This is a genomic window from Pedobacter sp. (genome assembly GCF_035566355.1).
Taxonomy (GTDB): Bacteria; Bacteroidota; Bacteroidia; order Sphingobacteriales; family Sphingobacteriaceae; genus Pedobacter.
On record NZ_DATMRL010000738.1, the window covers coordinates 1 to 22,917 of the forward strand.

At 43.4% G+C, this 22,917-nt stretch carries 19 protein-coding genes; 6 read left to right on the top strand and 13 right to left on the bottom strand.

What is annotated here, in order from left to right:
- Positions 1-197: 197 nt before the first annotated feature.
- Both VNZ46_RS29230 and VNZ46_RS29235 read left to right on the top strand, forming a co-directional pair.
- Entirely contained in the window at positions 198-1,901 is a 1,704-nt protein-coding gene (locus tag VNZ46_RS29230) for a M14 family metallopeptidase (RefSeq protein ID WP_325565227.1), read from the top strand.
- Position 1,902: 1 nt separating this feature from the next.
- On the top strand, positions 1,903-2,532 hold the full coding sequence (locus tag VNZ46_RS29235) for a rhomboid family intramembrane serine protease (RefSeq protein WP_325565229.1): 630 nt from the start codon (positions 1,903-1,905) through the stop codon (positions 2,530-2,532).
- Here the strand turns inward: VNZ46_RS29235 and VNZ46_RS29240 are convergent.
- Positions 2,529-3,494, bottom strand: a complete 966-nt coding sequence (locus tag VNZ46_RS29240; RefSeq protein WP_325565231.1) for a hypothetical protein — start codon at positions 3,492-3,494, stop codon at positions 2,529-2,531. The two genes, VNZ46_RS29235 and VNZ46_RS29240, sit on opposite strands and share 4 nt — an antisense overlap.
- Positions 3,495-3,583: 89 nt before the next feature.
- Here VNZ46_RS29240 and VNZ46_RS29245 point away from each other — a divergent pair, with 89 nt between their 5' ends.
- Positions 3,584-4,618, top strand: a complete 1,035-nt coding sequence (locus tag VNZ46_RS29245) for a dipeptide epimerase (RefSeq protein WP_325565233.1) — start codon at positions 3,584-3,586, stop codon at positions 4,616-4,618.
- On the opposite strand, the gene VNZ46_RS29250 is transcribed toward VNZ46_RS29245, so the two are convergent.
- A complete protein-coding gene (locus tag VNZ46_RS29250; protein WP_133783867.1) occupies positions 4,593-4,793 on the bottom strand; it encodes a DUF6358 family protein in 201 nt (66 codons plus the stop codon). The genes VNZ46_RS29245 and VNZ46_RS29250 overlap by 26 nt on opposite strands.
- Position 4,794: 1 nt before the next feature.
- Positions 4,795-5,112, bottom strand: coding sequence for a rhodanese-like domain-containing protein (locus VNZ46_RS29255; protein ID WP_108552096.1), 318 nt, complete (start codon positions 5,110-5,112; stop codon positions 4,795-4,797).
- 152 nt (positions 5,113-5,264) lie between these two features.
- On the opposite strand from VNZ46_RS29255, the gene VNZ46_RS29260 reads away from it, so the two are divergent.
- Positions 5,265-6,353, top strand: coding sequence for a DUF4407 domain-containing protein (locus tag VNZ46_RS29260; protein WP_325565236.1), 1,089 nt, complete (start codon positions 5,265-5,267; stop codon positions 6,351-6,353).
- Positions 6,354-6,359: 6 nt separating this feature from the next.
- Positions 6,360-7,673 carry a M28 family metallopeptidase gene (locus VNZ46_RS29265; RefSeq protein WP_325565238.1) on the top strand — a complete coding sequence of 438 codons (1,314 nt, stop codon included), beginning with the start codon at positions 6,360-6,362 and terminating at the stop codon, positions 7,671-7,673.
- A 4-nt stretch (positions 7,674-7,677) separates the two neighbouring features.
- Here VNZ46_RS29265 and VNZ46_RS29270 read toward each other — a convergent pair whose 3' ends face one another.
- The 8 genes from VNZ46_RS29270 to VNZ46_RS29305 form a co-directional block, all read right to left on the bottom strand.
- On the bottom strand, positions 7,678-8,175 hold the full coding sequence (locus VNZ46_RS29270) for a GNAT family N-acetyltransferase (protein ID WP_325565240.1): 498 nt from the start codon (positions 8,173-8,175) through the stop codon (positions 7,678-7,680).
- Positions 8,172-8,735 carry a thiamine pyrophosphokinase gene (locus tag VNZ46_RS29275; protein WP_325565242.1) on the bottom strand — a complete coding sequence of 188 codons (564 nt, stop codon included), beginning with the start codon at positions 8,733-8,735 and terminating at the stop codon, positions 8,172-8,174. The genes VNZ46_RS29270 and VNZ46_RS29275 overlap by 4 nt, the downstream gene beginning before the upstream one ends.
- Positions 8,736-8,803: 68 nt before the next feature.
- Complete coding sequence (locus VNZ46_RS29280; protein WP_325565244.1) at positions 8,804-9,928, bottom strand: TlpA disulfide reductase family protein; 1,125 nt, start codon at positions 9,926-9,928, stop codon at positions 8,804-8,806.
- A gap of 30 nt (positions 9,929-9,958) precedes the next feature.
- Positions 9,959-10,882 carry a hypothetical protein gene (locus tag VNZ46_RS29285; protein ID WP_325565246.1) on the bottom strand — a complete coding sequence of 308 codons (924 nt, stop codon included), beginning with the start codon at positions 10,880-10,882 and terminating at the stop codon, positions 9,959-9,961.
- Between the two features lie 70 nt (positions 10,883-10,952).
- Positions 10,953-12,407: a RagB/SusD family nutrient uptake outer membrane protein gene (locus VNZ46_RS29290; RefSeq protein ID WP_325565248.1), complete on the bottom strand. Its 1,455-nt coding sequence runs from the start codon at positions 12,405-12,407 to the stop codon at positions 10,953-10,955.
- A gap of 11 nt (positions 12,408-12,418) precedes the next feature.
- Complete coding sequence (locus tag VNZ46_RS29295; protein ID WP_325565250.1) at positions 12,419-15,937, bottom strand: SusC/RagA family TonB-linked outer membrane protein; 3,519 nt, start codon at positions 15,935-15,937, stop codon at positions 12,419-12,421.
- 202 nt (positions 15,938-16,139) lie between these two features.
- On the bottom strand, positions 16,140-17,324 hold the full coding sequence (locus VNZ46_RS29300; protein ID WP_325565252.1) for a FecR family protein: 1,185 nt from the start codon (positions 17,322-17,324) through the stop codon (positions 16,140-16,142).
- A 55-nt stretch (positions 17,325-17,379) separates the two neighbouring features.
- Positions 17,380-17,973 (bottom strand): RNA polymerase sigma factor, encoded by a 594-nt coding sequence (locus VNZ46_RS29305; protein WP_199075225.1) that lies wholly within the window; start codon positions 17,971-17,973, stop codon positions 17,380-17,382.
- Positions 17,974-18,078: 105 nt separating this feature from the next.
- Between VNZ46_RS29305 and VNZ46_RS29310 the strand changes: the two genes are divergently transcribed.
- Entirely contained in the window at positions 18,079-18,543 is a 465-nt protein-coding gene (locus tag VNZ46_RS29310) for a GNAT family N-acetyltransferase (RefSeq protein ID WP_325565256.1), read from the top strand.
- A 69-nt stretch (positions 18,544-18,612) separates the two neighbouring features.
- Here the strand turns inward: VNZ46_RS29310 and VNZ46_RS29315 are convergent, their stop codons facing one another.
- Together VNZ46_RS29315 and VNZ46_RS29320 are read right to left on the bottom strand one after the other, a co-directional pair.
- Positions 18,613-21,879: a TonB-dependent receptor gene (locus VNZ46_RS29315; protein WP_325565258.1), complete on the bottom strand. Its 3,267-nt coding sequence runs from the start codon at positions 21,877-21,879 to the stop codon at positions 18,613-18,615.
- A 170-nt stretch (positions 21,880-22,049) separates the two neighbouring features.
- The coding region (locus VNZ46_RS29320; RefSeq protein WP_414693548.1) for a polysaccharide deacetylase family protein at positions 22,050-22,917 on the bottom strand (868 nt) is incomplete at its 5' end.

Below are 22,917 nucleotides of genomic sequence, written 5' to 3' on the forward strand. Positions count from 1 at the left end.
ATCAGGCTAATATTACCCTTGGAGAAGGCCTCGATGGCTATGACGATTCCACCGTACGACTGGTCAATGGAAGGCCCGACATATATACCTACTTTAGTATTGGGATCCGATATAACCTTGGTCCGATTGGATTGTCTAAAAAAACCTTTCGCCGCTATTAAATGAGAGTCCTGATCTTATCTATTATTTTATTCAGTATGATGAAAGCTTCCGCTCAGCAAACACCTTTCGAACTTAGCCATAAGCAAGAAACAGCTGCCTATCCACAAGTCATTGAACATTATGAAAAACTGGCCCGGGCTTACCCCCAGGCCAAACTGTTTACTTACGGTACAACAGATTTTGGAAAGCCTCTTCATCTGCTGGTTTTATCCAGAGACAAAGTCTTCGATCCAGCTCAGATCCGGAAGAACAACAAAAGGATTTTTCTGATCAACAACGGTATTCATCCGGGAGAACCTGAAGGAGTCGATGCCTGTATGATGCTGGCCAGAGACCTGCTTAAAAACGACAGAATCCCAGAAAATACAGTAATCTGTATAATTCCTTTATACAATATAGACGGAAGCTATAACCGGACCAGCACTTCCAGGGCCAATCAAAACGGACCTGTAGCCTATGGTTTCCGCGGCAACAGCAGGAACTATGACCTGAACCGCGACTTCATCAAAACCGACTCCAAAAACTCAGCCGCTTTCCAACAGATCTTTAACCTCTGGCAACCGGAAATTTTTGTCGATACACATACCAGCAACGGCGCAGACTACCAGTACACCATGACACTGATCCCGACACAAAAGGATAAGCTGGCCCCTGTACTTTCTGCCTACATGACCGGCAATATGCTCCCTGCATTGTATGAGCAAATGGCAAAAAAAGGATTTGAGCTTATTCCTTATGTCAATTCTGTAGAAGAAACACCTGATGCCGGCATTGAAGGCTTTCTGGAAACACCGCGCTTTTCTACAGGGTATACTACCCTGCACAATACCATTGGCTTTATGCCGGAGACGCACATGCTCAAGAGTTATGACAAGCGGGTAGAATCGACCTATAAACTTCTGGAAACGTATATAGACTTAGTAGCAAAGGATGCAGAGCAAATTGGAAACAACAAGAAGAAAGCAGACCTCGCCGTTGCCACACAAAAAGAATTTACCCTGACCTGGAAGCTGGATAAAGAAAAATATGAGGAGCTGCCCTTTAAAGGATACGAGGCTGCCTATAAACCCAGCCAGGTCAGTGGAGCATTAAGGCTTTATTATGACCGCAATAAACCTTATACCCGCAACATCAAAGAATGGAACCATTTCCTGCCGGATATAACGGTTAAAAAACCTGTGGCTTATATCATCCCCAAAGCCTGGATCAAAGTGATTGAGCTCCTTAAACTCAACAATGTGGTCATAAAAGAGCTTCGGGAGGACGCTATTCTGCCTGTTGAATCTTATTATATTGCCGACTTCAAAACCGTTAGCCATCCTTTTGAAGGTCATTACCTGCATTCCAATGTACAACTGGATACCCGGCAGCAACAGCTGGCCTTTTACAAAGGCGACTGTATCGTTTACGTAAATCAGCCCCAGAACCGCTATATTGTTGAAACCCTGGAACCACAGGCTACAGACTCCTTCTTCAACTGGAATTTCTTTGATTCCGTACTTGGCCAGAAAGAACATTATTCGGCCTATGTTTTTGAGGATACTGCAGCAGAACTTCTGGAAAAGGATCCGGAATTAAAGGCCAAACTGGACAAAGAAAAACTTAAATATCCTGATCCCGCAGCAAAAGGGGATGCCCTGCTTGAATTTGTCTATAAAAATTCTGATTATTACGAAAAAACACATTTGCGATACCCAATTGCGAGACTACAAAACGATATTTCCATTAGCTTAAAATAACATGATAGAATATTTAAACCATACACCGGTTGCCTCCATTATTTTTGTGTTCACCCTGGTGACCAGCATTTACGCGTTTAACGATCATATTCTCTTTGGTAAATTCATGCTGCATCCCTACAGTGTATACCGGAGAAACAAGGTTTATACTTTGATCACCAGCGGGCTGATCCACTCCAACTGGATGCACCTGATCTTTAACATGTTTACCTTTTTCTTCTTTGCCTTTAAACTGGAAGCCACTATTGGTCACTGGCAATTTGGATTGGTGTATTTTCTTGGCCTGGTACTCAGCGATCTTCCTTCTGTAATTAAACACAAAGATGATTTCTGGTACAACAGTCTTGGGGCCTCGGGTGCCATCAGCGCAGTCCTGTTCAGCTATATCCTTTATTACCCTCTGGATACCCTGATGATCTTCCCTTTACCCATTCCAATCTGGGCGTTTTTATTCGGTATCCTTTACCTGATCTATTGCTGGTACATGTCCAGAAACTCAAGAGACAATATTAACCACGACGCCCACTTGTTCGGTGCCATTACGGGGGTTATTGTAACCATTATTCTGGAACCAACCATTATCCCGCATTTCATTGCGGCCTTAACCGGTGCTGGTTCAGCTTTTCGTTAAACTTCAGGTAAAAATGACGGATGGAAATAGCTTATTGGAGCAGTGGGATCTTTAATGATCTCAAATAGGGTCAGGTTCCATGGCTTCCAGAAGTTTTCCAGCACCTGGCCATAAGTCTTGTGCTGCCAAACGTCGAAAAGTGGCTTATTCAATGTGCCTTTCAAAGGCATGGCATCAATATAGATGGTGCCCTCCACTGGCATCACCCCATATTCCGGCAAGCGGTTGAACAGATAGGCCGAATAAAAGAAACGTGCGCAAAGCTCTTCGTATTGCTGCTCTGATAAAGCTTTACCAGCGACAGACTCCAGGATTTCCTGGTGAAATTTCTTATTGGTTCCATTGTCCTGCAAACAGGCAATGATACCAAAATCCTTCAGTTTCAAAGAAAAGGTGAGGGTATTGATCTCATCGCGGAAGCTAAAATAATGATCCGTTTGTTCCAGTGGCACCACTACGATAGACCATGGGGTAAAATCTTCAAAAACCACATCCAGGTAAATGCTCTGGATCATGGTGTTCAGGTTACCAAATTTATGCATCAATCCCTGCGACATGTTCAATCCATCGCCACTGAGTTGTTGCAAACGGATGGCTGCATTCATTTCGATATAGATCAGACCGTACATGAACTTACCGATCCACTGGAAAAGCTCTTTTTCTTCCAGTTGCGATACACCCCGGTATCCCTTGGCAAAAGCCGCAGCGACCTTCTCTTCCAAAGGTTGTATAAAATGCTCCAGTACTTCTGTATTGCAAGGCACCTTCAGGGCATTATAAGACCGCACACTTTCATCAAGCAGTTTGATCTGCTCCTCTCCCGTGTAATTGGCGACCTCTAAAAGCCAGGCCGGCAAAATATTTACTTCTTGTATAGGCGAATTAAAAGTATCACCGCTCAAAAAGCAGTTTTTATACTTAAAATCAAAGTTTTTAAAGGGCTGGTATACTGAACTGTTCATAAGAAAGCGCAATATTAGGCATATTATTTTTACATTCGTTAAACGACTCATTTTTTAACCCTGATATTACCAAACGACTAGAAAAACCTATGCAGGCCTCTTATATCTCCTATCATCTTGACCTTAAACATCCCTTTGCCATTGCTAAATTTTCGAGGACCAGTACTCCGCTGCTGCTGCTCCGGCTCAGGTATGAACAGACAGAAGGTTACGGTGAAGCCTCCATGGTCCCTTATATGGGGGAGAGCTACGAGTCTGCGACGGCATTCCTGTCCAAAGTAGACTGGAGCTGTCTGACTTACCCCTTTAACTTTCCAGAAATCATTGCTTATCTGGACAGCCTGGCAGCGGGCCATCCCGCCATTAAAGCTGCAATAGATATCGCCCTGAACGACCTGAACGGAAAATTACAACAAAAACCCTGCTACCAGATTTATGGGGCAGATCCGCTGAAAATGCCAGTCACCTCTTATACCATCGGTATTGATAGTCCTGAAGTGATCCGGGAAAAGGTAGCTGACGCTGCAGGATTTAAAGTGCTCAAGGTTAAACTGGGCCGGGACAATGACAAAGAATTGATAAGCACAGTCAGAAGCCTGACCAACCTGCCCTTGTATGTGGATGCCAACCAGGGTTGGGACAACCGCAAGAAAGCCATAGACATGATCTACTGGCTCCATGACCAGGGCGTCGTACTTATTGAACAGCCTATGAATAAAGCAGACACGGAAGGCAATGCCTGGCTGACCGGCAGAAGTCCGATCCCCATCCTGGCCGATGAGGCTGTACAACGTCTATCCGACCTGGAGCAGATTAAAGGAGCTTACCATGGCATCAATATCAAGTTGATGAAAAGTGCAGGAATGTATGAAGCTCATCAAATGATCCTCAAAGCCAGAAGTTACGGGATGAAAATTCTGATCGGCTGTATGAGTGAGACTTCCTGCGCCTCTCTTGCAGCTGCTGCACTGGCCCCCTTATGCGATTGGGCAGATCTGGATGGGCCCTGGCTCACCAAGAACAATCCTTTTACAACCCCTGAATTCCAGGAAGGAAAATATCAGTTAAAAGATCTTCCAGGCCTGGGCCTGGAAGGAATTAAGATTGATTTGTTCGGTTCTTGATCTCCTGACGAAACTCTTTGGTCAGTTTGATCTTCAAATAGAAAAAAAATATCGTTGTAGCAATAAACAATCCGCCCGCCGGGTAATTATGGTTCTGAAAACCCCATTTTATTCCCAGTACAGACACAATGATCCCTACAGTATAGAAGACATTTAACGCAATTTTCTTCTTCATACTAGTATACTGGCATATTCGGATCAAAAGCTTCCTGCCAGGCCAGAATACCACCTTTTAGGTTGTACAGATTGGTAAAACCATGTAATTGCTCCAATTGCATAACCGCAGCAGCACTTCTTTTACCACTTCTGCATTGGATAATTACAGGCTTATCTGTAGCCACTCTGTCTACTTCGATCAGCAATCCGCCAAGAGGAATATTTTCTCCGTTCAGGTTAGAGGTTTCATATTCAAAAGTCTCTCTGACATCGATCAGTTGAAAATCTTCTTTATTGTCTATTTTCTGTTTAAGTTCTTGTACAGTAACTTCCTTCATTGTATTCAATTTTTCTCAAAGATAATCATTTAAAATAAATGAGATCCGCCCTCCGGAAAATGTGACAATTTCAAAATATTTTAGAAATTGTGCTGTAACAACTCTGTGTGGCAAGCGTTTAATAGTAAGTCTTTACTAATTTTGACCTCAACATGAATTCGATCAGCCGTTTCTTCTGGTTTTGCTCCGGCATACATATTGGTACCCTGGAGAAACACCCTACAGAACACAACAAATATATCGGCATAGGAGCCACTATCTTTTTCACAGGTTTGTTTGCGGCGCTGTCGGGTGGTTACGCTATGTATTTTGTATTCAAGGGTGATACCGCAGCGGTATTGTTCGCTTTATTTTTTGGTCTGCTCTGGGGGCTTGCTATTTTTAATATGGACCGGTATATCGTTTCTTCCATTGACAAGAATGCCTCCTCTGCCAAACAAATGCTGCAGGCCACGCCGAGAATCTTGCTGGCGATTATGATCGGGATGGTGATTTCCCGTCCACTGGAACTAAAGATCTTCGATAAAGAAATTAAAGAGCGCCTTAAGGTAAGCTATATGAACAATCAACGCTCCAAGATCGATACCCTCAACGGTTCTTTTGATAAAAAATATAAGATTGAACTCGGCAAGCTAAAGGAAGCCAAAGCGCAAAGAGATTCTCTGGAAAGCGGCATCAAAGCCGACCGCCAGAAACTCAACTTCGAGATCTTTGGAAACAAGACCACTGAAACCTCGGGCGTAATGGGCTATGGGCCTTATGCCAAACGTAAAGAGGCCGAACTGAAACAGAGAGAGCAGAACCTGGATACCTTAAGTGCTGATGTACGGAAGCTAGAACGTTTTGTAGATGACAGAAAACAGTTTGATGGCCTGATGACCGAGAAATTGTATACCAGCAAAGAACTGGACAGTCTGACCAGCATCGCTGGTTTTGCAGACAGGAACTGGGCCCTCGGCCAGCTCAGCTTTAATCCAAATGGTACAAGAGACCTCAATACTTCTCTTGCTGTTACTTTTATCGGATTACTTTTCATTTTCTTCGAATGTTTACCGGTATTTGTAAAAATGATGAGCACACGCGGGTCCTATGATTATGCTATAGCCAATCTGGAAGAAGTACAGATGCACAGCTCGGATAAAGACAAGGAATTTGAAACAGAAGTAACCGATCAGGTACAGGAAACCAGAATTTCTACCGAAATTGAGCGACGTAAACAACAGATAAGAACACAAGAATAAAATGCTATGATGAAACGACTACTGTATTTCTTTATTGCCTTCTGCATCACCGGCTCTGCCGCAGCTCAGAATATAGATAAGATCATTACCAAGGATTATGTAGATGGACTGATTAAGACCCTCAGCAGCGACGATATGCAGGGCAGAGGCACTTTTACCCCGGGCATCGATAAAGCCGCTACTTTCATTGAGGGGGAATTTAAAAAGATTGGCCTGCAGCCGCTAAAAGGCGCAGGCGGGTATAGACAAACCTTTTACAAATACCAGCTTAAACCCTCTTTAACCGAAGTGTCTGTTGATGGAAAGACCATCGAATCAGAAAAAGTACTGGTTGTTGGAAATCATGCAGAGGCGCTGCAGTTTGACAACACCAACAGTGATGGCTGGATCAAAATGGACCCGGAAAAACCCTTTATGGAGCAATACCGTGCCATCATCAGAAATAAAAAGAAACAGCTGGTCCTGGTTGATGTAAAATTTGTAGATGTTTTTAAACGCATTAAAGCCTACCTGGAATCAGGGAGTGTCCTGGATGAAAAAGACCTTAAGGAAAGCAGCTCCGCCCTGGTATTTATCCTCGATCAGGATACTGTAGCCAATAATTTTAAGGTGAACTTAAAAAACAGCGTCAATAAAATGCCCCTGTTTAACGTTGCAGGCATGATCCCTGGAAAATCAAAAGCCAAAGAACTGGTGATCTTTTCAGGGCACTATGACCACTTAGGCATTTTACCTGCGGTGGATCAGGACAGCATTGCAAATGGAGCAGATGATGATGCCTCTGGCACTACAGCAATGATTGCCCTCGCCAAATATTATAAAAAGCTACATAACAATGAGCGCACACTGATCTTTGTGGCTTTTACAGCAGAAGAAATTGGTGGTTTTGGTGCACGTTATTTTTCACAGCAATTAAATCCCGACGAAGTCGCAGCCATGTTCAATATTGAAATGATTGGCAAAGAAAGCAAATTCGGCAAGAACTCAGCCTTCATTACCGGTTTCGAAAAATCTGATTTTGGAAAGATCCTTCAGAAAAACCTGGCAGGATCACCCTTTACGTTTCACCCAGATCCCTATCCGCAGCAAAACCTGTTCTATAGAAGCGATAATGCGACACTAGCCGCCTTAGGTGTTCCTGCTCATACCATTAGTACAGATCAGATTGACACCGATAAACTTTACCATACCGTAAAAGATGAGTATTCAAGCCTGGATACAGAGAACATCCTGATGACCATCAAGGCGATTGCAAAAAGCGCTATGTCTATTGTAAAGGGAACGGATACACCTACCCGAATCCCTAAATTACAACAATAAAGGTTCAGGAAATATCCATTTCCATCACATAATCATTCATGAAGAAACCGTTGCCAATATCCAGGTCAACGGTTTCTTTGATTTGAAAACCCGCCCTCTCGTAAAAGTCCTTTGCTTTATTTTCCCGGTTTACATTCAGTTCCAGTTTTTTCCCCCCGGCTTCCCGGATGGCATTGACAATTTCATTGATTAAAAATTTCCCTACACCTTTACCATGTGCTTCAGGAAGTACATACAGCTTGTGCAGTTTATAGACTTTATTGTCGTGGTCTGTAATGGAATAACCCGCAAAACCCATATCTTTTTTCCCAATCTCTGCAATCAGGAAGGCATGTCCCTGCATCATCTGCTCCAGCAGCACGCCATCATTGTACATTTTTTCCAGCATATAGTCTACCTGTTCCTGACCGATGATAGGTACATAGGTAGGCCCCCAGGTAATTGCTGCAATTTCCCGGATCAGGGGAATATCCTGTTCTTTAGCTTTTCTTAAAAGGATCATAATTTTTCACTGATGATTAAGTATTCTGTATCGAAAATAAATTCGACAAATCCATCGTGCAGTACCTGAAAGGTTTCATCTTCATTTTGCTTTAAATTACTGGTTTCAAAGTAAGACATCACTTCTATTAAAAAGATACTTCCAGCCGGCTTCCAAACTTTAAAGCCACTCTTAATGGCGTAGGCTTTTTGGGTAGAGGTAAACAGGACAATATTGATCAGTGGCACATAATACAGCAAATCCTTTAGCTTATTCTCCGCGGCAATGATGTTCACTGCAGGATACTTTTCAGAGATCAGATAGTTCAGGGCCGTATTAAAATCATCGCCCGGCCCCATAATGGTCCGGGTATGTTCCTGGGAAAAAGTGCTGTCAACCCCGTTCAGGACCAGGTCTACTTTCAGGCCCAAACTGATGATCTTCTCATATTCTCCGGCATTAACGATCAGTGTCGGGCTCCATTCCAGCAACTGTCCAAGATACTCGGTATCAAAATCTCCCAACTGATGAATATACAAAGCTGGCTCTTGTTTTTCCTTTACAATGTGATGTGACGACATGCAGCGAATGTAATAAAAAAGGGGGATGCTTTTCAACATCCCCCGAATTTCATGGTTATAGATTTTATCTATTTAGACAAAACATCCTTTAATCTGGCCTGAAGTTCCTCTCCCCTTAAATTTTTTCCTACGATCTTTCCGTCAGGACCAATCAGATAGTTTTGGGGAATACCCTTAACCCCATACATTTTAGAAGCTGCATTGTTCCAACCCTGCAGGTCGGAAACCTGGGTCCATTCCAAGCCGTCTGTTTTGATGGCATTTAACCAGTTATCCTTCTTTCCCGGCATGTCAAGCGAGACACCCAGTACCGTAAAGTTTTTATCTTTATAAGTCTGATAAGCCTTTACCACATTCGGGTTTTCACCGCGGCATGGACCGCACCACGATGCCCAGAAATCCAACAGTACATATTTTCCTCTGAAATCAGAAAGTTTTACCGGTTTATCATTCACGTCATTCTGTGTAAAATCTGGCGCAACCGCCCCGATCTGGGTCGCTTTCAGATTTGCAATGGTCTTGGCCAATGCCTGACCGGCAGCACCAGACTTCAGGTTTGCCGACAGTTTGTTAAAAGACTGTTCTATTTTAGCCGGATCTTCTTCATTCTCTGTCGTTTCCCTTAAGGCCATTAGGCTGAAATAAGAATCCGGATGACTGGCCAGATAGCTTTCCTGCAGACGCATCTTTTCGGCCGATGCCACTTTGTACCGGTCAGAAAAGCCCTGTCTGAAATCTTTGTCCTCTTTCTGTTCATTGCTTGAAGCAGCCCAGTCTACACTTAACTTTTTAAGTACCTTCTCCGGACCGGCAATCACTTCACTGTATTTTTGAAATTCTGCGTTGATTGCAGAACCGGTCACCACACCATATTTTACAGAATCTTTAGCGGTCACCTGAACAGCCCCTTTATCCAGGTAAATGGCCAGCATGTCTGCCCCTTTTTTATCTGCGCCAGGATGGCTCAGGAAAAGTTGTGCTGCCGTTGGTCCTGGCACCGTACCGCTAAAAGCAAAACTGCCATTTTTGATTAATACGGAGTCTTTGACAGATTTCCCCGCTGTTCTGTAGCTCAGATAAGCCATTGCTGTTGGTTGGGTCCTGGCTACTTTACCTTTAACGGTAAAAGCTTGATCTTGTGCAAATGCCACCACCGGCACCGTCAGGAGTAAAGTTAGAACGAGTTTGTTCATGTTGAGTTTAATTTATGTGATTGTTAGAAATTACTTATTGAATTCATCCAGTTTTTGTCTGTAACGGTTTCCCGCGGCCTGGATATCCCATCCATAGCTGTTGAAGAATTTAATCAGGATATTATATTTATTGGTCCGCCTTTCATTATTATCCAGATATTTTTTCCGGATGTTTTCATAAGATTCGGTAACAATTAAATTTAGCCACTGAGGGAAATCAGAATCAAATGACCTGGAACCGTGACCAGTAATAAAGCCTCCGGTCCTGGCCAGTTCGTCCAAAGCTGCATCCCGCTTCTCAAGGTCATAATCGTTATAATAATCTTCCAGGATCTTATCAACCGCCTGGCCATTATCATAAGCTCTCCCTGCAAGCTCAAAACCTTCTACGGGTTTAGTCATACGGGCGGTGATCATACCGCCTATATTGGACCAGACTGCCCTGGTCAGCACAGAATCCCGGTAATAATGGTTCACAGGATCAGTAACCGGCTGAGCATTGATCATTTGATTGGGCCAGCAAAACACCAGTCTGCTCCGGCCAATCACCTGCAGGTCTGCGGCCCACCAGGAGCCGTTGTAGGTCTTTACAAAAAAAAGTTCCAGCGGAAAAAAGGATTTGGAGTACTGCTTTGAAACATTAGACAGCAGACTTTCTGCATAAGTAATGGCATTCTGCCGCTGCCCGTCGTCAATCTTTGTTGCCCCATAACGGTTATTCACATCGTTTCCCAGAATAGCATTCGTCACTTCTTTCCAGTCTTTAAAATCCATCCGTACCCACACCCCATAATCTGTATACAGCTTTTTTACCTTGGGATCGGCATCTGCGGCCGGAGCGAATAACTGAGGGATACCAAGGTCTGCAGAAGCCACCGGATTTTCCTCCTTTTTACAAGCCGCCACAATCAGGGCGATACCCAGGAGGAAGAAACATATATTTTTGAATTTCATATCTCTAATTTTTTGTTTTTTTTCAGAGGAAGCCTTTCGGGTTCATCGTCTTAAATTCTATTATAGCACACTATCTTGGATTAAGGGGCATCCCCGGACTGTTGTTGTACTCCGACGGGGGGATCTGCATTAAATACCTCGGATCATTTTTCTTCAAAGTATACAAAACACCATTTTTGTAACTGTGCACGATTTCCGGTTTCCCTAGCCTGCGCAGGTCCAGCCACCGCAGGCCTACATCAAAAGCAGTTTCGATACGCCGTTCTTCCAGCACACGCTTCAACAGGGATTCATTTGTAAAATCAGCTGTTTTCAGCGGTACAAACTGGGTATTCTTAATCCGGGATTTAAGCAAGGTATTCAGATCTATAACGGCTTCGCTGTTTTTCCCCATACGCACATATGCCTCAGCACGGATCACATAGGCTTCACTGGCTTTTAAGCCGATATAATAGGAATCCTTTTCCTGCTTGGCGTACATATTGTACATGGTTGGTCCGGTCATAACCCCTTCAGAAGTATTCGGAATGGCAAAAGACTCAAAAATAAACTGCCGGTAATCTGTTAAATGACCATAACGTTTGGTCAGGTCCAGCAGCTCTGTTGTGGGTTTAAATACCGCCCTGGAATAATAGAACAAATTAAAATTGGCTTTCCCTCCCATAAAAAAGAGAATTTCCTTATTGTAATCCGTGTCTATGAACCCAAAGTTTCCGCTAAAGGCATAGGTATTTCCTTTATCATCCAGATAAGCTTGTAAACTGTTCAGATCAGTCAGCTTGCTTGCGCTCATCACCGAGCTTGCCGCTTCCGTTGCCGTTTGATTGTCGCCCATAAAAAGTGCGACCCTGGCCTTCAACAATTGTACGGTATTGTAATTGAAACGAAAACGGCTGCTGTTTTGTTTTCCTGCGAGAAGGGATGAAGCGGTATTCAAATCGCTAAGGATTTGCTTCCATACCTTATCCAGCGGTTCTCTTACATTATTTCCTGTTGTCGCATTGATGTCTACCGCCGTCAGAGGCATAGGTACCCCGGGCGCCTGCAAATGTTCGGTCCCATAGGGCTCAGCGTAAAAGTTCACCAGGTAAAAATAACTGAAGGCCCGTAAGGCATAAGCCTCTCCTTTTACCTTCTCGAACAAATCTTTTTCCTCAGGCCCCACACTCCGCTTCTCAAAATTATCAAGAACAGTATTGGCATAAAAAATGGATTTATACAAATTTCCCCAATAAGGATCCTGTTGAACGCCATCCAGCAACATACTGGAAGCCCAGACAAACCAGGGCTCGGAAGTCCGGTCTGGCGTTTGCCCGGAATTCAGATTCGCATAGGCATTATCGGTCATCAGTTCTGTCTTGAAAAAGAAGTCACTCCGGGGATAACCGCCCAGCAATACAGATTCATAATCGTTAATGGTCACCGGCGTCATACTGTTCACCGGTTTAATGTCTAACAATTTTTTACAGCCGTTTAAGGTGATCAGCAGGGCGGCCAGCAAAGGGATATAAATTAATTTCTTCATCGCTCTAAGAATTAAAACTGAACAGTAATGGATAGTGAATAGGTCCTGGGCACCGGCAAAAAGGTATTCCCAAAGGAAACATTGGCCGAATTGGTCTGGGTATAGCGCATCACGGAGCCTGTTGATTCCGGATCCTGTCCGTTCAGTTTGCTGTTCTTCCAGGTCAACAGGTTATTGCCCTGCAACATGAAGCGGATGTTTTGAATGCCATTTGACCTCAAACGCGGGCTGAAGAGATCGTAACTCAGGGATAGATTTTGAAGACGCACAAAATCTCCTTTAACCGTTCTCAGATTGCTGTTGTCATACATAGTTCCGTTTGTCGGGGAGCTTCCGGCCACATCCTGTCCATATTGCTCTTTCTCCAATACAGGGATATCGGTATTGAGCTCATCACCCGGCTGGCGCCATCTGTACACCCAATCCTTGGACATGTTCTGTGTCGCATCAGGGAAGGACAAGGCATAACCTTGCGATAAATTCCTCAGACGGATGACATTTCCAAAACTGCCGATCAATAAAGCCGAAAGGCTCAGTTTCTTATAAGAAAACGTATTGGTAAAACCACCCTGCACAACAGGCATTGTTGTGCCCGAATATTCCAGACCATTGATATTCCGCATTCCCTGAAGAACTTTTTGCCCCTCCTTTTCCGTATAAAATGATGCCTGTCCATTTTTCGTCAATCCGGCATAACGATAGGACCATAAGCCATTAATGGGCTTTCCGACCACTGCAGCGGCAGAATAATTGGAGCGCTGCGCATTGGTCAACGTACCCACTGTCGGCGAAGAATACACTTCCAGAACTTCGTTTTTATTATAGCCGAAATTTAGATTCGTAGACCATCGGAAATCCTTGGAGTCAATATTGATCGAACTCAATGAAAACTCTACACCACGGTTTCTCATTGATGCCCAGTTTACCTGAACTGTGCTGAAACCTGTGACCTGCGAGACTTCTTTACTGCCCAGTAAATCTGCTGCCTTTTTATTGTAATACTCTATGGAACCTGTAAGCCTTCTCTTCCAGAAGCCAAATTCCAGTGCCAGGTTCGTGGTATAGTTCATCTCCCATTTCAGGTTAGGGTTCTTTGGTGCAGAAATCGTCAGGTAACCTTCTTTATTGATCAGGTCCAGTGTACCTATGGTAGCTACCAAATCAGAATAAGCCTGTGCAGCCACGTTCCCCTGACTACCGTAAGATCCTTTCAGGGTCAGGTAGCTCAACCATTCTTTATCCTTAAAAAAGGACTCTTCTTTCATTTGATAGTTCAAGCCAACCGCCCATAAGGGCTGGAAAAGTTGGTTTGTTTTCAAACCAAAACGATTTGATCCGTCTGTACGGGCATTTAAACTGACCGAATAGCGGTTGTCGTAGGTATAGCTTGCCACACCAAAATAAGATACCGCAGCCGATTCATTCAGGTTCTCCCTCCAGTAAGGTGTTCCCAGGTATTGCATCATTTTGAACTGTGGTACCTGTTGATGGCCTCTATCGTGTACATAACCATAGATTTCCGTTGTTTGCTCGTCAAATTTAGACTTACGGATCTCCTGTCCGGCCATTAAATTCAGGTAATGCACCTGGTTGAATACCGGATTATAGGCCAGCTGATTCCTGAAGGTGATAGACCCGTTATAACTGTTCCTGTCTTTCCTGTAGCCCCCGTCTGTCCATAGCGGAACCGCCGTATAATCTACAATTTCGATCACGTCCCTTTGCCGGCTCTTTACAAAATAACTGTTCTCTGTTGCAATATCTGCATCGGTTGTGTTTTGTTTGGAATAAGCAAAGAGGCCAGAATAGGTCAGATCTTTCAGCAGCTTCCATTCCAGATCAATAGTACCCCGCATACCAAAGTTTCTGGAGTTGCGCCAGCCCATATTCCTGTTTTCCAGGAAATTGTATTTAAAGCCATTGTAATACATGTAATTATAGTTGCCGCTTTCATCGTAAGCCGCTTGTGCCCGGGAGGTATAAATAGACCATTCGTATGGGTTCTCCCTCGAATCTGTGGCAAAGAAACTCTTGTTGTCCCTTGCATTCACATCGAGCAACAGCCCCAGCCTGATGTTGTCTTTTATCCTGGTATAGACCTTTAAGGAACCCGTATAGGTTTTCTGGCCCACGCCCTTGGCGGTAGCCTGATCGTCCAGATAACTTCCTGAAGCGTAAAAAGTAGTCCGTTCCGTTCCGCCTGAAACATTAAGGCTATGTCTTTGTGTAAAGGCATTTCGGAACAGGTACTTGAACCAATCTGTATTGACTTCCTCCAGCCCTTTCACTTTTTCCTGGAACTGGTCCCAGCTGATCTTGCGGTCATTTACATCTATAAAATAACGTTCAAAGTCGGAAGCTGTGCCGTATTCACCGGCTTTTCCTGAACTGGCATTCAACACGCCTTTTCTGATCATTTCCATATTCACATCAATCCGTTCTTTGGAATTCATCATATAGGCATCCTCTATCCTGGGACGTTCCGCCACGGAAAAATTGGTGGTATAATTGATCCTGGTTTTACCGGCCACCCCTTTTTTTGAGGTAATAACGATGACCCCGTTTGCCGCTTTTGTACCATAAATGGCCGTTGCCGCCGCGTCCTTCAGTACATTGATTGATTCTATATCATCCACATTCACTCCGCCAATACCAGATGCAATCAGGTTCCTGTTGGTTAATATGTCATCTACGGATGCGTTAACAGCATCATCCAGGATCACACCATCCACTACCCACAAAGGCTGCACATTTCCGCTAATGGTAGATGTACCCCGGATCCGGATCTGCGGTACTGCGCCAGGCGCACCAGAAGAGGTCATCACCGTTAAACCCGGTACCTGGCCCTGCAGCAATTTATCGATATTTGGCTGATATATGGATTCCAGATCCTTCATCTTTATGGTCGTAATCGAAGCTGTCAAAGTTTTCTTATTTAAAGACTGATAACCGGTTACCACCACATCGTTCAATGCATTTTCAGCTGGTTGCATTTTCACGCTGAATACCGTGCTTTTTTGAACAGACAGTTCCTGGACCTTATACCCGATATAAGAAAAGATCAGCATGGCCTCCCGGTCGGGAACTGTAATTTGAAATTTACCCGAATTATCGGTCACTACCGTTACCCGGGTTCCTTTAATCTTTACACTAACTCCCGGAAATTCCCTGCCCGTTTCATCTACTACAATCCCTTTAATCTCTATAGGCGGAACAGGCTGCTCCAGGTTAACAGGATTTCTTTTCTGGATCACTACTGTATTTTGACGAATGACATAAGTGATGGGCTGATCTTTGAAACATTGCTCCAGGGCCTCTTTAAGGGAAACATTTTTAAGCTGCAGGCTTACTGGCTTTGCAGGCGCAACAATTTGTGCGGTATAAACAAAATTATAGCCGCTTTGCCTGTGCAGTGCTTTAAAGACTTTATCCAGTGAAGCATTATTTTCGGTTAGGTTGATGTTTTGAGCATGGCCTTTTGCGGCTACCTGAAAAATGAGAGCGATCATTAAAAAGATAGTCAGCTTCATAATACGCAATATTTGATTAGGGACATAAGCGGGCTGCTTAGACCTAAAGAGATCGTAAAATTTCATTACATTTGATTGGTTTGGTTTGTTGATTGATTGTGTTTCTGCAAAATATGTCGTGATCCAAACCAGTGTCAGACTCCGATGGCCGTCGGGTCTGGCATGTTTTATATATCGGGATCACGCCGGGATAAGTAAAGTTTTAAGGCATAACCGTGATCCTCCTTCCTTCAATTTTAAAATGAACAGTTTTAGTGAGTTCGAGAATGTCCAGTACTTCTGAAACTTTGCTGGAACGAGACACAGGTCCGTTAAAAGTGTTGTCGGTAATTTTCCCCTCATAAACCACTTCCACATCGTACCATCTCGAAATTTTTCGCATGATGCTGTAAATATCTTCGTTGGTAAAAATAAAATATCCGTTTTTCCAGGCCACCGCCTCTTCTGTATCTACCTGCACCACCCGTACATGCCCCTGGTTTAACACCGCCTGTTCACCCGGACGAAGTTCGGTACCACTATTTACCCTGACCAGCCCTTCCAAAAGGGTAGTTTTCGTACTGGCTTCATCGGCATAAGCATTGACATTAAAATGGGTACCCAAAACCTCGATCAGCTGGGTCCGTCCGCTTTCGGCTACACCGGTACGGACCTGGAAGGGCTGTTTTTTGTTCTTAAACACCTCAAAATAGGCTTCCCCCTTAAGCTCGACAGCTCTGGTTTTCATTTGGGCAAAACTTTGCGGGAACTTCAAAGACGAAGCAGAGTTCAGCCATACCCTTGTCCCATCGGGCAATTCAATCTGATACTGGCCGCCACGGGGGGTAGAAATGGTATTATACCCGGCCTGCTTTTCAGGCTGTTCATTTCCTGGTATAACCTGGTACATCACTGAACCATCGGTTGTCTTGGTTACCCTGATGCCAGACCGGTCTGCAAGTGTTCCCTTTCCGGAGTCGGTGAGAGAGATTTCCGATCCGTCGGCCAGTTTCAGAATGGCCTTGTTTCCCCCCGGCCTTATTTCAACGGCATATTTTGAACTATGCTTGTTGTGCTGGCCAGCAGGGGAAAGATAAAAATAAAGGCCAAGAGAGAGCACTGCAAATAACATCGCCGCCGCTGCCCAATAATGGGACGGCATTAAAAATATCTTTTTAGGCTTAAAGGGACGATCTGCAGATAAGATCGCATCAAGCATCTCATCATAGGCAATCACATCTACTTCTGGTACGGCATGCAAATGTTCCTGAACAGAAAGCATTGCCTCTATCCCTTCGGCTACCCCCTCTTCTTCTTCATTCACCAGGAACCACAATTCCCTGGTTTCTGAAGTGTTCAGCCTGCCTTTCTCAAATTGTTCCAGTAAGTATTTAATTCTTTCCTTCATAAGATTCTTAACTAAGAAGCGCGGGGGTGCATTAAGGACTATCGGAAATAAAAATTTATTTTAATAAAGCCAGGTAAGCGAGGAGACTTAAGGCGATGCCATGGCTTTTCAGGTATTCCCTGATGGACTTTAATGAAGTAACCAGGGCATTTTTTACTGTATTTGGAGAAAGATCAAGAGCCTCTGCAATCTGAGGAATATTCATGCCCTCATTCCTGCTCATCTGGTAGATCCTTTTCCTTTGTGCAGGTAATTTACGAACGGCTTCATTCACCAGCTGGCTAACCTCATTTAAATGTATGGTATCAATGGTTGTATTGCTTTCTCCTGGTTCATCCAGTTTCAGGTCATCCATAGCCCTCGCCCGTTTCAGCGCTTTCCTGAGGTAACTCAGGCATTCGCTTGAAGTGTATTTGTACAGCCAGGCTTTTACATTTTCTACGGCTTCCAGTTTATCCCGGTTGAGCCAGACCCTTAAAAAGGTATCCTGAATGATCTCCTCTGCCGCCGCATCCGATTTCGTGAACCGAAGAGCAAAAGCTTTCAGAACCGGGAGATAATGATAAAATAAAACCCCGAAAGCGTGTTCATCTCCTTCAGAAATCTGCTTTAGCAAAAGTTGCTCATTATCAATACGCTTTAAAGTCATACAGTTTTTATCACAGTCTATCCCGCCCTGGTCATGGCGCCGTTTGAAGGATATCCGACTCAATGTTAAATAATTATTTTGAAATAAAACCGATCTTTAGGCTTAATGCATATTTTCAATGCCATCAGACCCCTTAAAAAGGACGAAAAAATTCCTTACACGCTCCTTCTCCTGGCCGATCCCTCGAAGGAACTGATAGACCAGTACCTGGCTGTGTCTACCCTCTATATTGCTGAAGAAGCGGGTATAGTTTTCGGTGTTTATGTACTGACCCCTGTCGACAGCAACATTGCCGAGATCAAAAATATTGCCGTGTGCGAAACCCATCAAGGCAAAGGGATTGGCACCTTATTGCTCCGTCATGCAGAAGATACGGCACGTAAAAATGGCTATAAAAAGCTGATCATCGGCACTGGAAATTCAAGTATCAGACAATTGTACCTATACCAGAAAATGGGCTTTGAGATCTGCGGGATAAAAAAAAATTTCTTCATCATAAATTATAAGGAAGCCCTCTGGGAAAATCATATTCAATGCAAACATATGATCCTGTTGTCAAAAACTTTGTAGTCCCTCAAAAACACAAAGCCCGAATGGTGTTCATCCGGGCTTTGTGAGGCAAAAAGCTATTTTTTTGTTTTAATTGAATTTGTATTTAACACCAATCTGCATTCTCCACCTTGCAGTTTCGTCAATACTATTTGAGAATGTATTCACCAATGGTGTTGCACTACCTGCATTCAGGTATGGGAAAGAGAACGTAGGCTGGCCATTTGCATCCAGACCTTTATAATTCAGCAATCCATTCGCTCTGTTGGCAAATTTAGGTACACCCCAGGTCTTATTGATCATATTTCCAAAGTTGAAAATATCGAAGGTGAATTGCAGGGAATTTTTCTTGCCGCCCAGGTTTGCAAACAAGTCCTGAGCGATACGAATGTCCAGTGTCCCAACCATGGTTCCAACCAGTCCGTTCCTTTCGGCGTACTGACCTCTTTTCTTGTTCAGATAAGGGTCCTGATTGATATAACTGTCCAGTTGCGACCACAATTGATCTGCTGTACGGGTATCTGCTGCAGACTCTGCTACCAGTTTAATTTGTGATTTGTCTTTTGGCACATAGATCAGATCATTTCCACTCAATCCGTCATTGTTCAGGTCATTTCCATAGGTATAAGAATAACGCAATCCATCCTGTAACTGGTAAAACATAGATACCGTTGTTCCAAGATGGTTAATATACTCTTTACGGTAAGCCAAAGAGGCAATAAACCGGTTTTTAACCATATAGGTAGAATAAGACATTTCATCTGTATTCGGATTTCCGGCAACAGAACGGTCCCTCCACATCGATTGTGCAATAGTACCGCCATCATTTACAGAACGGGAATCGGTATAGGTATAACCCGCGGTTGCAAAGAAACCACCTTTAAATTCTTTGGATAATGTTCCTGTTAAAGACAAGCTGTGACCTTTATTGGTATTGGTCATTACAATCGCATCAGAGATGTTCGGATTGGATGGTGTTGGCGTAGCTGATCCATAAATCCGGGAACCGGTATACCTTGGTCTGTTGTCTGCACCGGCAAGTAGTTTATAGTCTGAAGTATTCAGATTCACGTTTCTAAAATAAACAGAATTGATGTCTTTAGAATACAAAGCCTCTAGTGTTCCGGTAATTCCTCCAGGTAATTTCTGGTCAACAGCAAGATTGGAACGCCATACCTGCATAAATTTGAAGTTAGATTGAGTAACCGCTAAATTATACGCTGTATTGTTTGCTGCTGTAGCATGGTTTACATTTCTGTAAGCATCTACATTTGGCGTAAATGGACGGTTGGTTGGGTTATTGATCGATTCTGAACCAAACTGTACACCGTTGTTACTGGCCTGGTTAGAGATCCATACCAGCGGCGGACGGCCGGTAAACAAACCTGTCCCTCCTCTAACTTGTGTTTTGCCTTCGTTATTTACATTCCAGTTAAAGCCTAACCTTGGCGACCATAGGACCGCAGATTTAGGGTATCTGCTCACATCAATCTTCTCTCCATCTGCAAAGGTCAGTTTCTCTACATTCTCATTACGCATCACCGAACCAGAAGATATATTGGTCAGGTCTGCACGCAAACCAGCTGTCAACTTAAACTGATCGCTTACAGAATACGCATCCTGTACATACAAACCATACATATTTGACTGGATGGTGGCATAAGGAAACGATCCGTCGGGCATTACTGAATACTGGATCTGGTATTTTGTGGCATTAGAAACACCATTTGTTGCACTATTATAGAAATCGGCCAGACTGTTAAAGGTATAAGTACCATAATAATTCGGTGCGAAACCATTAGAAGTTCTGTAACCCTCATAATTGGCCCCTAAAGTAATCTCATGACGGCCTGCATAGATATTAAAGTTATCGGTTACCTGGTATACTTTCGTTTTTAAAATGTTGAAAGCTGTAAACGGCTCCATTCCAAAAGCCGTGTAAGAACCTCCGTCAGCATTCATGATGTCTACCAAAGGAAATGGTTTGTTACCTTTTGATTCCCTGAAGTCATTCATATTGTTAAAGCCAACCGTTAATTGATTGGACATTTTATTGTTGAACCGGGTCCTGAATTCCAGGTTCACGTTGTCCATATTGTTGTTGATCCCATAACCTGCAGATTGAAAAGGCAAGCCGGTTTGAGAAGGCTGACGCAGACTTTTCGGTGCCCCGCTGTTACTTGGCAAAATATCCTTAAATGACCTGAAATAGAAATATTTCAAACTTAAAGTATTCTTGTCGTCAATATTGTAATCCAATTTTGCAGAAAGCTTATTGCTCCTGGTTTTCAACGGATAATTCTCATATGGTCCCGGATCGTATCCCAGACCTTGTAAAAAAGTACTCAGTTTATCAAGATCTTCTCCCTTTGCCTGAGAAACGTTTGGCCCTGTACTTCCATTACGTGAAGCCACAAAGCTGGTACCCGGATCTGACCTTCTTTCCAGCTCACCACTTAAGAAAAAGAAGAGCTTATTTTTGATGATCGGGCCACCTAAAGTAAAGCCATAACCTTTCAAACTAAAATTGTTAACTGGTGTTTTTAAGCCCGCATAGTTTTGTTCACTCACCAGGTCCTGATTCCTGTAATAACTGTTTAAAGTTCCCTGAAATTCATTGGTTCCAGAGCGTGTTACGGCATTAATGGCTGCACCGGTAAAGCCGCTCTGACGGATATCATAAGGTGCAATATTTACACTGATCTCTTCAAAAGCATCCATATTGATGGGTTGGGAACCCGTTTGACTACCAATAGTTCCCTGTAAGCCAAAAGCATTGTTAAACAAAGCACCATCAATGGTAAAGTTATTGCCCACATTGCTCCTTCCGGCAAAGCTCGGACTTCCAAACTGCACAGAAAACTGAGGCGTTAGTTTTACAAAGTCAGTAAAACTGCGGTTCAGTGTCGGCAGATTTTGAATTGCCGCACGGGAAATGTTCTGAGAAGCCCCGGTACGTCCGGAATTGAATACTTTTCCCTGTACACCGGTAATGGAAACCTCATTCAGCGTATTGCTGTCTTCGTTAATTTTAAAGTTCAACGTAGAATTTTGTCCCAAGGCCAGTTTTTCTACCCGTTCAGATTGGGTTTTAAACCCAACAAAAGAAACTGAAACCGTATAAGGCCCGCCAATCCGCATACTTGGCAGGTTATAACGTCCGTCAGCACGGGTAGTCGTGATGTATTTTGAACCCGAAGGTTCATGAACAGCAATTACCGTTGCACCTGGGATAGGCCCTTTTGCATCTGCAACAGTACCGTTAAGAGAAGCCGTTGTTTCATTCTGAGCAAAAGCACCCGGCCCGCTCAACACTAGAAAACAATTGCAAAGAAATAAGAGTAGAAGTCTTTTCATATATAGTTTTGTTTTTATCTGTGACGATCTCCTGAAACACTCCAGATTTTTCATCACATTTTTTTTACAAAACTATCGAATAGCTATTGCTGAATCCTATGCTCTCCGTTAACTAATTGTTAACATTTCCGACATTTACAGCCAAACCAACTTTAACTTAACAAGCAAGCTTATTTCTTGTTAAAACTTTTCTGAATGCTGTTGTACAAGTTTCTGGCAGAATAGGTTCCCGGATCTATGATTCTTCTGATGGTATACAAAGGATAGGTTTCATCTCGTTTCGTGGATAGAATAAAAGCGGCTTTAAAGCCATGCTCTTTTAATTTGTGCAGCAACGAAGCTTTAAAAAGTCCATAAGGATAAGCGAAATATTCAACCTTTTTACCGGTTAGTTTTTCCAGGGTCTTAGTTGGCTCATCGATCTGGATCTTCCAGTCTTCTTCTGTAAACTGGGTAAAGTTTTTATGGTTCCAGGTATGACTGGCAATCACATGGCCATCATCAGAAAGTTCTTTAATCTGTGTTTTACTCATGTAACGGGGCCTTCCTATAGAAACCGTCATAATAAAAAATACCCCCTTAAACCCATATTTTTTCAATTCCGAAGCACCTGTAGTATACTGGTCCAGATCTGTATCATCAAAGCTGATCATAATCGGCTTTGAAGGCAAAGCTGTTCCATAATTTAAATAATCGTAGAGCTGATCAGGTAAAATGGTATGATAACCACTGTCCGCCAGCATTTTCATATGTTCCTTAAAATGAGCCGGGGGGATAATATCATCATGGGCTCTTTTTGAATCTGAAGCCTTCCAGTCCCGGATCTGGTGATAACACAGTACGGGCACTTCTTTCCTGCTCAGAATCGTTTTTGCATCAGCTGGCATGCGTTTGATCGCTGTATCTGCTTTAACTTCTGTAGTCGCCTCCTTTTGTTCTGCCTTTGCCGCAGATTGTTTAGGTCCCTGGGCACATGCAGAAAGCAACAAGGGCAGAAGCAGATATAGATATGGTTTCATGCCGCAAAAATAATAAACA

Bases quoted from the DNA above. Each gene is read 5' to 3' on its own strand.
- VNZ46_RS29230 (WP_325565227.1), top strand. From the start codon at position 198: ATGATGAAAGCTTCCGCTCAGCAAACACCTTTCGAACTTAGCCATAAG.
- VNZ46_RS29305 (WP_199075225.1), bottom strand. From the start codon at position 17,973: ATGACTTTAAAGCGTATTGATAATGAGCAACTTTTGCTAAAGCAGATT.
- VNZ46_RS29275 (WP_325565242.1), bottom strand. From the start codon at position 8,735: ATGTCGTCACATCACATTGTAAAGGAAAAACAAGAGCCAGCTTTGTAT.
- VNZ46_RS29255 (WP_108552096.1), bottom strand. From the start codon at position 5,112: ATGAAGGAAGTTACTGTACAAGAACTTAAACAGAAAATAGACAATAAA.
- VNZ46_RS29315 (WP_325565258.1), bottom strand. From the start codon at position 21,879: ATGAAAAGACTTCTACTCTTATTTCTTTGCAATTGTTTTCTAGTGTTG.
- VNZ46_RS29245 (WP_325565233.1), top strand. From the start codon at position 3,584: ATGCAGGCCTCTTATATCTCCTATCATCTTGACCTTAAACATCCCTTT.
- VNZ46_RS29270 (WP_325565240.1), bottom strand. From the start codon at position 8,175: ATGATCCTTTTAAGAAAAGCTAAAGAACAGGATATTCCCCTGATCCGG.
- VNZ46_RS29250 (WP_133783867.1), bottom strand. From the start codon at position 4,793: ATGAAGAAGAAAATTGCGTTAAATGTCTTCTATACTGTAGGGATCATT.
- VNZ46_RS29265 (WP_325565238.1), top strand. From the start codon at position 6,360: ATGATGAAACGACTACTGTATTTCTTTATTGCCTTCTGCATCACCGGC.
- VNZ46_RS29260 (WP_325565236.1), top strand. From the start codon at position 5,265: ATGAATTCGATCAGCCGTTTCTTCTGGTTTTGCTCCGGCATACATATT.
- VNZ46_RS29235 (WP_325565229.1), top strand. From the start codon at position 1,903: ATGATAGAATATTTAAACCATACACCGGTTGCCTCCATTATTTTTGTG.
- VNZ46_RS29240 (WP_325565231.1), bottom strand. From the start codon at position 3,494: ATGAACAGTTCAGTATACCAGCCCTTTAAAAACTTTGATTTTAAGTAT.
- VNZ46_RS29310 (WP_325565256.1), top strand. From the start codon at position 18,079: ATGCATATTTTCAATGCCATCAGACCCCTTAAAAAGGACGAAAAAATT.
- VNZ46_RS29290 (WP_325565248.1), bottom strand. From the start codon at position 12,407: ATGAAGAAATTAATTTATATCCCTTTGCTGGCCGCCCTGCTGATCACC.
- VNZ46_RS29285 (WP_325565246.1), bottom strand. From the start codon at position 10,882: ATGAAATTCAAAAATATATGTTTCTTCCTCCTGGGTATCGCCCTGATT.
- VNZ46_RS29295 (WP_325565250.1), bottom strand. From the start codon at position 15,937: ATGAAGCTGACTATCTTTTTAATGATCGCTCTCATTTTTCAGGTAGCC.
- VNZ46_RS29300 (WP_325565252.1), bottom strand. From the start codon at position 17,324: ATGAAGGAAAGAATTAAATACTTACTGGAACAATTTGAGAAAGGCAGG.
- VNZ46_RS29280 (WP_325565244.1), bottom strand. From the start codon at position 9,928: ATGAACAAACTCGTTCTAACTTTACTCCTGACGGTGCCGGTGGTGGCA.